Consider the following 11,997-nt stretch of genomic DNA (forward strand, 5'->3'; position numbering starts at 1 on the left):
CGGATTTTTCTTTATTTCTTCAGTCGTTCAAACAGTTCGTCATGCCAGGCATAGGCCTGTTTAGAAAGGGTTTCCGGCCCTTGTTTTGTAGGGGATGATTCTACAATCAGGCTTTTTTCATGATCGGATAGATGCTCATAAGAAGCTCTCATTTCTGTGGTATACTCCATATACTTTTTCAAGTGCCATAGAAAATCGTCCATTGGATTCATCGTCATAGTGATCCTCCTCCTCTGGTACTTTCATTCCTTCTTCCTGAAAGAACGAAACATCAAAAAGGAAGAGAATTACATTCATCTTCTTGGGCGCTGATTCCAAGGGGTTTCCGTCCTTTGGCCGAGCAGGGATGGCTGCGGAGTGGAATGAAAAGCGCGGGGAGAGCTCTTTTCCGGCTGCTTCCAGTTTAAATATTGGTATAAGGTCCGTTTCGCACGGGACAAAGACAGCTTCGGCTTAGGGTTGCGGTAGGACTGGTCGACCCGGCCAAGGTGTTCCAGGTGCTGGAAGTCATCCTTTGCTGCTGGTACGTGAAAATAATACCCGCCAATTTCGATCAGAAGAGTGGAATGCTGCTGACTTAAACGAGGATGATCAGAATAATGAAGACCAACTTTCCTGGCCCGTTTCTCCTTCAGCAGGAGGTCGATGGTGTGTTTTTTTATGTCATATAAATGTTTCGGCTCAGGAGCCGTTTTTGCGTGGCGGTTTACGATGAATAATGATTCGGCAATTTCACGGTCGGATAGCTGCTTTCTGTTCATCTAAGATCTCCTTTCCATCCAAGTATAGCGTTCCCTCTATCGATTGACAACATTTTACATTGGTCACTTTTTATATTCTTTTAAATCTTTGATGATTTCGTTGATGCTGTCGGCACTTGTCCCACTGTAATTCTCTAATATGTCCCCGTCAGGACCGACAAGAAAAAAGCTCGTTCCGTGGGCCATCTGATCGGAATCTTCCATTTTCTTGACAGGGGATTGAAAGGATTTGATTGACCATTCTTTGACATCCTCATAGGAATAGCCCGTCAGGAAGTCCCAATTGTCGTAGTCTGCCTGATAGGCATCCGCAAAGCTTTTCAGCACATCCTTCGTATCATTCTCCGGATCCACACTCACAGATACGAGCCGGGCGTCCAGATTTTCCGATTCCAACTGCTCTTGGAGTCTGGACATATGTCCGGTCATTGGAGGGCAGACGGTTTCACAGTTGGTAAAAATGAAATCAACGATCCAGTAGCCCCCTTCATAGGACTGGGGGAGGGTTCGTTCTTCTCCGTTCTGATTGACAGCGTGGAGGGGATTGACATCCTGCGATCCGCATCCCGTTATAAAGAGAACGGTACATAGTAGTCCAAACCAAAGTTTTGCATTCATGTTCCTGCCTCCATGTCTTTAGATGAGTCTAGTGTAACATTCAGGGGAGAAGAGAGGCACCGGTTCTGTCATCTGTCACAAAACTGTACGAGTCAGGGACCCTTATGCTTGAGCTGGAAGACGGAATATTCCGGCCTGCAGAGAAAACGGTAAGGGAGTCTTGTCGTACCGATCCCGCGGCTTACATATAAGTCGAAGGTTTGTGTGATTGAATAATGTCCTTCCACATACTTATCGGCATAAGGCGGTGTAATCAGATGACCAATCAAAGGGAGCTGCACCTGACCGCCATGACTGTGACCAGAAAGCTGGATATCGACAGCTCTGTCTGTGAAGCGGTCGGCTACATCCGGCTCATGAACCATCAACAATGTGAAAAGCTCTTCATCCGCCCCGTATAAAGCTCTGGCAATGTCCGGTTTCCCGAGCATCACATCATCCAGTCCTGCCAGAGTGAAGGAAGCGTTCCCGTTTTTTATGAATCTATGCTCATTTTGGAGCAGTTGAAAACCGGAGGCATCCATCACCTGCTGAATTTTCTCGGTCCCATAACCGCCATGGTCATGGTTGCCGTAAATCCAGTATTTCCCTTTGGAGGCGTGGAGTTTTTTGAGTACATCCACAAGCCTCGGTGAAAAAGGATACGTCTGCGGTTCATCCACCAGGTCACCCGTGAACAAAAGCAGATCAGGCTCTTCTTCATTGATTTTCCGGACAAGCTTCTCAAGTTGTTCCAAATCATAATGAAACCCGAGGTGGGTATCGGAAAACTGCAGTATTTTAAAGTTATGAAAGGCACGAGGTACCTTCGGATGCTCGATGACATACATTTGTCTGGAAAGCAGACGCGGCTCTATATACCAGGCATAAGAATAACCGAGCGCACCGATCCCCACAAATCCGGCTATTCCGGCGGTCATCCGCTTGATAAACTGGCGGCGTGTTAAGTTCATAGCGATTCTCCTCTGAAATTCTTTCGTCATTATATCACGAATTACTGTAAGAAGAAGTCGAATGATCGATTAAATTTCTAAAATGAACAGGAATTCATTTTCCTTTTGTGGAATGTAAGTTAAGAAGTCAAAAAGATGGAGGTACATGATGAAGGATCAAGTAATCATCGTTACTGGGGGGTCAAGCGGTATGGGGCTCCATATGGCGAAACGTTTCGTTTCCGAAGGAGCCCGTGTAGCTATTACTGGAAGGAACGAAGAACGTCTGGCGGCCGCTAAACAGGAAATAGCAGGCGGAGATGAGTCTGCTGTTCTGACCATTCAAATGGATGTCAGAGAAGTGGAGGATGTACAGCGGATGGTACAGGAAACCGTAGATGCATTCGGGACCATCGACCACCTCGTCAATAATGCGGCCGGTAACTTTATAGCTCCAGCTGAAGAACTTTCACCAAATGGCTGGAATTCGGTTATTAATATTGTCCTCAATGGTACATTCTACTGCAGTCAGGCCGTTGGCAAGTACTGGATTGAAAACCATATCAAAGGGTCGATCCTGAACATGGTGGCTACATATGCCTGGAATGCCGGGGCCGGCGTCATTCATTCTGCCTCAGCGAAAGCCGGCGTTCTCACGATGACCCGGACCCTTGCGGTGGAGTGGGGAAGTAAGTATGGAATCCGGGCCAACGCCATAGCTCCGGGACCGATTGAACGTACGGGAGGGGCCGATAAGTTATTTCAGTCCGAAAAGGCTGCGCAGCGTACGATTCAATCGGTGCCGCTCGGACGTGTCGGAACTCCAGAAGAGATTGCCGGACTGGCAAGGTTTATTCTTTCTGAGGAAGCGGCTTATATGAACGGAGAGTGTATCACCTTGGATGGTGGTCAGTGGTTGAATAAGTTTCCTTTTTAAACGTTTATCATCCCATTGTGTATAAATGCCGCGAGGATACAGACCCAATCGGTTCTTCCATGAGCAGGCATGTCCTGTATGAATGAAGACAAACCTATAATCGGAAACTGCCGGGGAAAATTCCCGGCAGTTTTTTGTTTGTTTCAAAGGTTCTTATGCTTGATGGACTTGAACAGCAGGCCTTGTACTTAGACTCCCTCTCTTCTTTGATTCCTTGTTGACGAGGATCCAGCCGTTGATCGGCTATACAACATTCAAGACTTTCATCATCTGAGGATGGTAAGCCATTCGATCAGTTTTTTATATAAGATGTCACTTTTGTATACCCCCGGTAAGTAATTATGAAAATATGAAACCTACATAGATTTTCAAACGTTTCTTTTGACTATCTATACCTATACCGGGTATATTAAGCTTATCAAAGGAGGCGGAGAACATGTGTGAGCACTCATTACCTGAGAACAGCGGGAAAGCCCCGGTGACGCCAAGAACCGACGATGAAAAGCAGGCCGTCGTAAACAGGCTGCGGAGAATTGAAGGTCAAGTCCGTGGTATCCAGAAAATGGTCGAGGATGACCGTTACTGCGTCGATATTCTCGTACAAATATCTGCTATAGATAAAGCCTTGAAACGTGTCGGCTATTCTCTTCTTGAGCGGCATACACACCACTGTGTGAAAGATGCTATTCAAAAGGGAGACGGAGACGAAGCCATTGATGAATTAATGAAAGTCGTCCAGCAGTTCTCCAAATAAGGAGGGATCATGATATGTCAGATACAAAAGAAATACAATTTGGTGTAACAGGAATGACATGTTCCGCCTGTGCTTCCAGAATTGAAAACGTGTTAAATAAAATGGATGGCGTGGAACAGGCAGACGTCAATCTGGCCATGGAAAAAGCGTCTGTTTCCTACCGTAATGATGAAGTCGATGCCAATCAGATCAAAGAACGGGTGGAGAAACTCGGCTATGGTCTCCGCATGGAAAAGCTGGAACTTGATATTGAAGGGATGACATGCTCTGCCTGCTCCTCCCGCATCCAAAAAGTGCTGAGCCGGACGGATGGCGTCAATGAGGCAGCCATTAATCTGGCGACAGAAGCGGGAGTCGTGGAATATGACCCATCGGAAGTCACGGTCGATGATATCATTGCCCGCGTGAAAAAGCTCGGATACGGTGCTGTAGTGAAACGTGACCGGGAGGATCAGAAGGAAAAGAAAGAAGAGGAAATCCAACAGAAGAAACGCCGGTTATGGATTTCGGCTCTCCTTTCCCTTCCTCTGCTATATACGATGGCTGGTCATCTTCCTTTTGGTCTTGCTTTTTACGTGCCTGAACTGCTGATGAATCCGTGGTTTCAATTTCTTCTGGCAACTCCCGTCCAGTTTTACATCGGGGCGCCGTTTTACAAAGGGGCCTGGCGGGCGTTATCCAATAAGAGTGCCAACATGGATGTACTCGTTGCGCTGGGTACCTCGGCGGCTTATTTTTACAGTGTTGTAGAAATGATCCGCTGGATGAGCGCATCAGACGGGATGCCGGATCTTTATTTTGAAACGAGTGCCGTCCTCATTACGCTGATCCTCGTCGGGAAGTTGATTGAAGCCCTTGCTAAGGGAAGAACAACAGCCGCCCTTTCCCACCTGCTGAATCTGCAGGCGAAGGAAGCTGTCGTTTTTAGAGACGGAAAAGAAGAAAAAATTCCTGTTGAACAGGTTCAGGTGGGCGATGAGCTCATCGTTAAACCTGGAGAAAAAATACCCGTCGACGGGACGGTCCGCTCCGGGATGACTTCCATCGACGAATCGATGATTACCGGTGAATCGATTCCGGTCGAGAAAATGGAAGGAGAAGCGGTCATCGGATCCACCATCAACAAGCATGGTACAATCCGAATGACAGCGGAAAGGGTAGGGAAGGATACCGCTCTTTCCGGCATCGTGAAAATCGTCGAAGAGGCCCAGGGGTCCAAAGCTCCCATCCAGCGAACAGCGGATCGGATTTCCGGAATTTTCGTGCCGATTGTCGTCGGAATCGCCTTGATGACATTCTTAGTATGGATGATCTTTGTATCTCCAGGAGAATGGGGGCCTGCTCTGGAGGCTGCGATTGCTGTCCTTGTTATTGCCTGCCCTTGTGCCCTTGGTCTTGCTACGCCGACCTCGATCATGGTTGGGACCGGTAAGGGAGCAGAACACGGCATTTTATACAAAGGCGGAGAATATTTGGAGGGGACACATAACCTGACCACTATTCTGTTGGATAAAACGGGGACCATTACGAAAGGGAAACCGGAAGTCACGAACTTTGAATCGTTTGATGATCGTTTTGATCTGCTGCATCTCGCTGCTTCTGCGGAATCGGCATCTGAGCATCCGCTTGCGGAAGCGGTCGTTGACTATGCGGGAAAGCAGGAGACAGCGCTGGCAGAACCTGAGCGATTTGAAGCCGTTCCTGGCTATGGGGTCATTGCAGACATAGAGGGACACCACATTATGATCGGTACGAGAAAATTGATGGAACGGGAACAGCTGGATTATGAGGCATATGAATCGAAAATGGCAGATTTTGAGCAGGAAGGGAAAACAGCGATGTTCATTGCTGTCGACGCTGCACTTGCAGGTATTATGGCTGTGGCTGATACGGTGAAGGAATCCTCAAGGGAAGCTGTTGCCGATTTGAAGAAGCTTGGTCTGGATGTGTACATGGTCACAGGAGACAACCGCCGGACGGCTGAAGCGATTGCCAAGGAAGTAGGCATTCACGGCGTCTTTGCAGAAGTGCTTCCAGAAGAGAAAGCGGAAAAAGTGAAGGAACTGCAGCAGGAAGGTCATAAAGTAGCCATGGTCGGGGATGGAATCAACGATGCTCCTTCGCTTGCTGTTGCCGATATAGGGGTAGCGATCGGGACTGGGTCGGATGTTGCGATTGAAACCGCAGATATTACTCTAGTCGGAGGAGACCTTGCCCATCTCAGCCAGGCCGTTTCCCTCAGCAGGAAGACGATGCGCAACATCCGCCAGAATTTATTCTGGGCACTCGCCTACAACAGTGCAGGGATTCCGGTGGCGGCGCTCGGGCTGCTCGCGCCCTGGGTGGCTGGTGCGGCCATGGCCTTCAGCTCGGTCAGTGTTGTAACCAATGCTCTCAGACTGAAGCGGGTTAAATTGTAAAGGAGGAACGATAATGGAAACGATGCTCCAAGTAGAAGGAATGACATGTGACCACTGCAAGAAAGCGGTGGAAGGAGCTTTAGCCGGACTTTCCGGTGTGGAACAAGCCGATGTCAACCTGAAATCGGGAGAGGTCCGTGTTTCTCATAACGATACGGTCTCCAATGAAGCTTTGAAAGAAGCAGTCGAAGATCAAGGATACGATGTAGTCTAAATAAAAAACGCTGCGCATAAAGCGCAGCGTTCAGGCTGTAGAAAAAGCCGTGTTATCCAGTTAGAGTTGTCCGCCTGTCGTGTTGAGGGTGACACGTTCCGCTTATCGGTGGATGCTTGCCGCGGGCACGGCCTCAGCTAACTTGGTCAAGAAAACCCTTTTGACCAAGTGGATCTTCGGCTCGCGCTGTTCCCGCAGGCGTCACCACCGAACGCTCCTCGTGCCGATGCCTGTGGGAAGACAGCTTTACCCTCGGATAAAAGAGAACGTTAAGCATCGCTCCTCCGCCGTTTCAAAAGAACAGGACAAGCTGCGTTACTGCGGCCTGCGTGGGAAAAATCCTATCCATGACCAAGTATTGATGACCACTCCTTTGGAAAAAGGTTTCTCTAAAAGCTAAACGCTGCGCATAAAGCGCAGCGTTTTTTTATCCGATGATATAAAAGAAAATCGTGAAGAAGTGAAGGATCGACCCTCCGAGTACGAACAGGTGCCATACCATATGGTGGTAGGTGAAGCTTCTCCATACGTAAAAGATGGACCCGATGGAATAAAGGACGCCTCCTACGACGAGGTAGGTGATGCCGGCAGCTGGTAACTGGGCAGTCAAAGGCTCCCAGGCGAGAACGATGAGCCAGCCCATCAGCAGGTAGAAGACCGTGGACATAAAGACGTACTTTTTCACGAAAAATACTTTGAAAACGATCCCCAGAATGGCAATTCCCCACACGATTCCGAAAAGCGTCCAGCCGAGGGAACTTCTCAGTGGAACGAGGAGAATCGGTGTATACGTCCCGGCAATAAACAAATAGATGGCGGAATGGTCGAAAATCTCAAAGAGATCTTTGGCGCGGCCGGGAGGAAAACTATGGACGAGAGTCGAAGAAGTGTAGAGCAGGAGCATCGTTACTCCGTAAATCGTCACACTTGTAATGTGCCACGCATTGCCTCCGAGACTTGCGAAAACTATCAGCAGGACAAGCATAGCCACACTCAGGACGGCTCCAATTCCGTGAGTTACGGCATTTGCGATTTCTTCCTTTTTCGTAAATGTATGTGTCAGCATCGATTCAACCCCAATATTGTTCAGTTATATTCATTATAAGCGGTTAAGAAAAAATTATAAAGACCAAGTGTGTTTTACAGGTTTTGACAGCCTGTGAATCGGGGTATCAGATAATCGTCAACCTGGTCAGAGAGAGATTTGTCGGGAATTGCGGTTCGAGTTTTAGGATGATGTATGATAAACTGTTTATGGTCCAATGAACGTCTCTTTCTGCTCCTTCAATGTTTGTGAAAAAAAGAGGAGTGAAGTAGAACATGGTAAGTTTACAAAAAGAAACACTGCGTATTCCATTAGTATCTGAGCTGATGATTCCATCTGAGAAAGTGGCCCACGTACAAATCAGCAACCCGTTGGAGCATGCCCTGCTCGTATTAGTGAAATCCGGGTATTCCGCTGTTCCTGTACTGGACCCATCCTATACATTTCAAGGTGTGATCAGCAAAACGAGAATTTTAGAGGAAACGATTGGTATAGAAGAATTCGAGATGAACCGTCTTTCTGAAATTATGGTTAAGGAAGTCATGGATGATCAAGTCCCATGCCTCACCAAGGAGCAGACGATGATTGATGCGCTTCACAAACTGATCGATCATCCTTTTGTATGTGTAACAGACGACAAAGGCGAATTCGACGGTATTGTGACCCGTAGAACGATATTAAAACAATTCAGCAAACACTATCATGAAACGTTGAAGTATACCATGCTGGAGACAACATAATCTTCCATCTATGGTAAAATGGATGACATCCACCGGGTGTCATCTTTTTTTTATAACGAAAAAGGTGGAGATACATATGTCGAATACACAACAAAATAGAGGACTGGTCCTCGCTTCGATTATGCTGGCGATGTTTCTGGCGGCTATTGAAGCTACCATCGTTTCAACAGCCATGCCGAGTATCGCTGCAGACCTCGGTGGTTTCCGATGGTATTCATGGGTGTTCTCCGCTTATCTTTTGACGAATGCGGCCACCGTTCTGCTCTTCGGCCGTCTCTCTGATGTTTTTGGTCGGAAACCCGTGTTTATGACCGGCATCGGTCTGTTTTTAACCGGAGCGGTTTTATGTGCGCTCGCGCCTTCAATGGAAGTCCTGATTGGGGCAAGGCTGATACAGGGACTTGGTGCAGGGGCTTTGATGCCGATAGCAACCACCATCGTCGGAGATATCTATACAAAAGAAGAACGGGCCCGGATCCAAGGATGGCTGTCCAGTGTGTGGGGCATATCTGCAGTCGCAGGACCGCTGCTCGGCGGATTGTTCGTCGATGTGCTCAGCTGGCCTTATGTCTTCTGGATGAACCTGCCTCTCGGTATGCTGGCTCTGCTGGGCATTTTATTCTTCTTTAAGGAAGAGAAAACGAAAGAAAAACGGAGCGTAGACCTGCCCGGTTCCGTATGGGTGATGATTACGATCAGTTCCTTGATTGTCATTTTGATTGAGGGCGGGACAAGCATCCCGTGGCTTTCGTGGGGGATGGCTGCACTGGGTGTGATTTCCACAGGAGGGACCCTGGCTTTTATTATTCATGAAAGAAAGATGGAGGACCCGATGATGCCGCTCGACTTGTGGCAGATCCGGTCCATCCGTTACTCCAATGCCACGTCTCTGATTACAGGTATGATTTTGATCGGGGTGAGCAGTTACCTTCCGGCTTTTGTCCAGGGCGTGATGGAGCAGTCCGCTACAGTGGCAGGATTTACCCTTACGACAATGTCGATTGGCTGGCCGGCGGCATCTGCAGCTGCCGGACGGTTGTTTTTGAAGATCGGTTTCAGACCTACAGCTCTCGCCGGCGGTGTTTCTCTTATAGTGGGAAGCATTCTCTTTTCCTTGCTTTCTCCTGAGAAAGGGCCTTTATTCGCAGCAGCTGGTTCTTTGTTCATTGGAATCGGGATGGGATTGACGACCACTTCTTTTATCGTCTCCATTCAAAATAGTGTAACTTGGGAGAAAAGAGGGATCGCGACGGCTTCCAACATGTTTATGAGGACGATCGGAAGTGCGCTTGGAGCAGCCCTTCTCGGCGGTCTGCTGAACAGCCGCGTATCTGAGGCGATTGAGGAGGCCGGCATGGGCAGTAAATTAAGCATTAACGATACGAACGCCCTGCTCCGGGAAGAAACACGGCTGTCTTTAGGTGAAGAAGCTCTTGCCGTACTGCAGCATGGACTGACCTCGGGACTTCATATCGTATACATCAGTCTGGTCCTTTTAGCGGCCGTAAGTTTTCTACTGATTCTGCAAATTCCGAAAAAAGATTGATAACCCCGGACATCCTTTGATAAAGTAAAGGATGAAAGATACATAAAGGAGGAAGAAATGACTGATGAAACAAATGGATGCCAACGAGATTATTTCTTTTATCTCAAACAGTGAAAAATCTACACCTGTAAAGGTTTATCTTAAAGGTAACAATCTGGAAAGCCTTGAGTTTGGTGACCAGATCCAGGACTTCATTACTGGAAATACAGGTGTCATTTTCGGAGAATGGAAAGTCATTCAGCCACTTCTTGAACAGTATGAAAATGACATTGAGGATTATGTCCTTGAAAATGACCGCCGCAACTCTGCCATTCCGCTGCTTGACCTGAAGAAAGTCAATGCGCGGATCGAGCCGGGTGCTGTGATCCGTGATCAAGTGGAAATCGGTGATGGAGCGGTGATCATGCTGGGAGCGATGATCAATATCGGATCCGTAGTCGGAGAAGGCACAATGATTGATATGAACGTCGTTCTCGGCGGCCGCGCGACGGTCGGTAAGAACTGCCACATCGGTGCAGGGGCCGTTCTCGCGGGAGTCATCGAGCCGCCTTCTGCCCAACCGGTTGTAGTAGAAGACGGCGTTGTCATTGGTGCCAATGCGGTCGTCCTTGAAGGTGTCACAGTAGGAGAAGGTGCCGTTGTAGCAGCTGGAGCGATTGTAACTGAAGATGTACCGGCAAACACACTCGTGGCGGGAACCCCGGCTAAAGTGATCAAGGAAATTGATGACCAGACAAAATCAAAAACAGAAATCAAACAGGAGCTGCGTAAGTTGGATAACTAATTCCACTTCATAAGCTTTATACAGGCGTAGTCCAAAGCGGGCTGCGCCTGTCTGATACCCTGCGGTCTGCAGGGTTTTTCTATAGAAGGAGTGAGTGTTTTGCAACTGGATCAACTGATAGACATCCGCAGGGAACTGCATCAAATCCCTGAATTGGGATTTGAAGAATTTAAAACACAGACCTATTTACTTTCCTATATTGATACACTGCCTCAGGAAAGGTTAACGGTAGAAACGTGGAGGACCGGTGTATTCGTCTATGTGAAAGGGACAGAAGGGAAGCGGACGATCGGGTACCGCGCAGATATCGACGGCCTGCCTTTGACAGAAACCACCGGTTATCCGTTTTCATCGATCCATGAAGGGCGTATGCATGCGTGTGGGCACGATTTTCATATGACCATTGCCCTCGGTGCATTGACCCGGCTGGCTGAACAGCCAGCAGAAGACGACATCGTATTTCTCTTCCAGCCGGCGGAAGAAGGCCCGGGCGGAGCCGAGCCGATGCTGGCCTCTGAGCCAATGAAACGAATGAAGCCGGATATTATTTTTGCGCTGCATGTAGCTCCTGACGTTCCTGTCGGGACAGTGACTTCGCGTCCGGGCCTGTTGTTTGCCAACACGAGTGAACTTTTCATCGATTTCAAGGGGGTAGGAGGGCATGCCGCCTTTCCTCACCTGACGCATGATATGGGTGTGGCGGCAAGTACGTTTGTTACACACATCCAGCAGATTGTGGCCCGCCGGATGGATCCGCTCGACAGTGCCGTCATTACCGTAGGGAAAATCGAGGCCGGCACTGTACAGAATATCATCGCAGAAACAGCAAGGCTTGAAGGAACGATCCGCACTCTTTCTCCAGCATCCATGAAGCTTGTGAAAGAAGAAATCGAAAAAATCGCGCGCGGGTTTGAAATTGCCCACGACTGCAGCATTTCCATAGATTACGGCTCCACTTATCATCAGGTGTATAACGACAAGGAGCAGGTGGAAGCTTTTCAAAAGGTGATGAATAATCTTTCCTATACGTTCAAAGAAGCCCCTATGGCCATGACAGGGGAAGATTTCGGATACATGTTGAAAGAGATTCCGGGTTTTATGTTCTGGCTTGGGGTGGACTCGGAGGCAGGTCTGCATCAATCTTCTTTAATGCCGAAAGAGGAAGCGCTGGTTGTAGGCGTTGACACTGTCGAACAAACGCTTCGTTCTTTGTAAGCAGGCGTATAGCTTCCCCGCTTATGTGAAC

The 11,997-nt window shown here is 48.3% G+C and carries 13 protein-coding genes; 8 read left to right on the plus strand and 5 right to left on the minus strand.

The features are described from left to right. Window positions 1-11: 11 nt before the first annotated feature. The 4 genes from ACXAD6_RS07490 to ACXAD6_RS07505 form a co-directional block, all read right to left on the minus strand. A complete protein-coding gene (locus ACXAD6_RS07490; protein WP_035531270.1) occupies window positions 12-218 on the minus strand; it encodes a hypothetical protein in 207 nt (68 codons plus the stop codon). Window positions 219-293: 75 nt separating this feature from the next. After that, a complete protein-coding gene (locus ACXAD6_RS07495; protein WP_474968349.1) occupies window positions 294-761 on the minus strand; it encodes a YkyB family protein in 468 nt (155 codons plus the stop codon). Window positions 762-824: 63 nt separating this feature from the next. Continuing rightward, entirely contained in the window at window positions 825-1,379 is a 555-nt protein-coding gene (locus tag ACXAD6_RS07500; protein ID WP_474968350.1) for an SCO family protein, read from the minus strand. 92 nt (window positions 1,380-1,471) lie between these two features. Next, entirely contained in the window at window positions 1,472-2,332 is an 861-nt protein-coding gene (locus ACXAD6_RS07505) for a metallophosphoesterase (RefSeq protein WP_474968351.1), read from the minus strand. 148 nt (window positions 2,333-2,480) lie between these two features. Between ACXAD6_RS07505 and fadH the strand changes: the two genes are divergently transcribed. The 4 genes from fadH (at window position 2,481) to copZ (ending at window position 6,636) form a co-directional block, all read left to right on the plus strand. After that, complete coding sequence (gene fadH, locus ACXAD6_RS07510) at window positions 2,481-3,248, plus strand: 2,4-dienoyl-CoA reductase (RefSeq protein ID WP_474968352.1); 768 nt, start codon at window positions 2,481-2,483, stop codon at window positions 3,246-3,248. A gap of 436 nt (window positions 3,249-3,684) precedes the next feature. Next, complete coding sequence (locus tag ACXAD6_RS07515; RefSeq protein ID WP_474968353.1) at window positions 3,685-4,002, plus strand: metal-sensing transcriptional repressor; 318 nt, start codon at window positions 3,685-3,687, stop codon at window positions 4,000-4,002. A gap of 14 nt (window positions 4,003-4,016) precedes the next feature. Continuing rightward, on the plus strand, window positions 4,017-6,422 hold the full coding sequence (locus ACXAD6_RS07520) for a heavy metal translocating P-type ATPase (RefSeq protein WP_474968354.1): 2,406 nt from the start codon (window positions 4,017-4,019) through the stop codon (window positions 6,420-6,422). Window positions 6,423-6,435: 13 nt separating this feature from the next. Then, window positions 6,436-6,636: a copper chaperone CopZ gene (gene copZ / locus ACXAD6_RS07525; protein WP_474968355.1), complete on the plus strand. Its 201-nt coding sequence runs from the start codon at window positions 6,436-6,438 to the stop codon at window positions 6,634-6,636. Between the two features lie 427 nt (window positions 6,637-7,063). Here copZ and trhA read toward each other — a convergent pair whose 3' ends face one another. Continuing rightward, the gene (gene trhA / locus ACXAD6_RS07530; RefSeq protein WP_474968356.1) at window positions 7,064-7,702 is read right to left on the minus strand and encodes a PAQR family membrane homeostasis protein TrhA; all 639 of its coding nucleotides are present in this window, start codon (window positions 7,700-7,702) and stop codon (window positions 7,064-7,066) included. 254 nt (window positions 7,703-7,956) lie between these two features. Between trhA and cbpB the strand changes: the two genes are divergently transcribed. From cbpB to ACXAD6_RS07550, 4 genes are all read left to right on the plus strand, one after another. Further along, window positions 7,957-8,421, plus strand: a complete 465-nt coding sequence (gene cbpB / locus ACXAD6_RS07535) for a cyclic-di-AMP-binding protein CbpB (RefSeq protein ID WP_027954032.1) — start codon at window positions 7,957-7,959, stop codon at window positions 8,419-8,421. Window positions 8,422-8,497: 76 nt separating this feature from the next. Next, window positions 8,498-9,967: an MDR family MFS transporter gene (locus tag ACXAD6_RS07540; RefSeq protein WP_474968357.1), complete on the plus strand. Its 1,470-nt coding sequence runs from the start codon at window positions 8,498-8,500 to the stop codon at window positions 9,965-9,967. Between the two features lie 64 nt (window positions 9,968-10,031). Next, the gene (dapD, locus tag ACXAD6_RS07545) at window positions 10,032-10,751 is read left to right on the plus strand and encodes a 2,3,4,5-tetrahydropyridine-2,6-dicarboxylate N-acetyltransferase (protein ID WP_474968358.1); all 720 of its coding nucleotides are present in this window, start codon (window positions 10,032-10,034) and stop codon (window positions 10,749-10,751) included. Between the two features lie 99 nt (window positions 10,752-10,850). Continuing rightward, window positions 10,851-11,966, plus strand: coding sequence for an N-acetyldiaminopimelate deacetylase (locus tag ACXAD6_RS07550; protein WP_474968359.1), 1,116 nt, complete (start codon window positions 10,851-10,853; stop codon window positions 11,964-11,966). The last annotated feature ends 31 nt before the right edge of the window (window positions 11,967-11,997 follow it).

The sequence above is a fragment of the Halobacillus sp. ABH2_015 genome (assembly GCF_056158945.1).

Excerpts from the sequence above, each read along its gene's own strand:
- ACXAD6_RS07490 (WP_035531270.1), bottom strand. The coding sequence starts at position 218 with ATGACGATGAATCCAATGGACGATTTTCTATGGCACTTGAAAAAGTAT.
- ACXAD6_RS07495 (WP_474968349.1), bottom strand. The coding sequence starts at position 761 with ATGAACAGAAAGCAGCTATCCGACCGTGAAATTGCCGAATCATTATTC.
- ACXAD6_RS07500 (WP_474968350.1), bottom strand. The coding sequence starts at position 1,379 with ATGAATGCAAAACTTTGGTTTGGACTACTATGTACCGTTCTCTTTATA.
- ACXAD6_RS07505 (WP_474968351.1), bottom strand. The coding sequence starts at position 2,332 with ATGAACTTAACACGCCGCCAGTTTATCAAGCGGATGACCGCCGGAATA.
- fadH (WP_474968352.1), top strand. The coding sequence starts at position 2,481 with ATGAAGGATCAAGTAATCATCGTTACTGGGGGGTCAAGCGGTATGGGG.
- ACXAD6_RS07515 (WP_474968353.1), top strand. The coding sequence starts at position 3,685 with ATGTGTGAGCACTCATTACCTGAGAACAGCGGGAAAGCCCCGGTGACG.
- ACXAD6_RS07520 (WP_474968354.1), top strand. The coding sequence starts at position 4,017 with ATGTCAGATACAAAAGAAATACAATTTGGTGTAACAGGAATGACATGT.
- copZ (WP_474968355.1), top strand. The coding sequence starts at position 6,436 with ATGGAAACGATGCTCCAAGTAGAAGGAATGACATGTGACCACTGCAAG.
- trhA (WP_474968356.1), bottom strand. The coding sequence starts at position 7,702 with ATGCTGACACATACATTTACGAAAAAGGAAGAAATCGCAAATGCCGTA.
- cbpB (WP_027954032.1), top strand. The coding sequence starts at position 7,957 with ATGGTAAGTTTACAAAAAGAAACACTGCGTATTCCATTAGTATCTGAG.
- ACXAD6_RS07540 (WP_474968357.1), top strand. The coding sequence starts at position 8,498 with ATGTCGAATACACAACAAAATAGAGGACTGGTCCTCGCTTCGATTATG.
- dapD (WP_474968358.1), top strand. The coding sequence starts at position 10,032 with ATGAAACAAATGGATGCCAACGAGATTATTTCTTTTATCTCAAACAGT.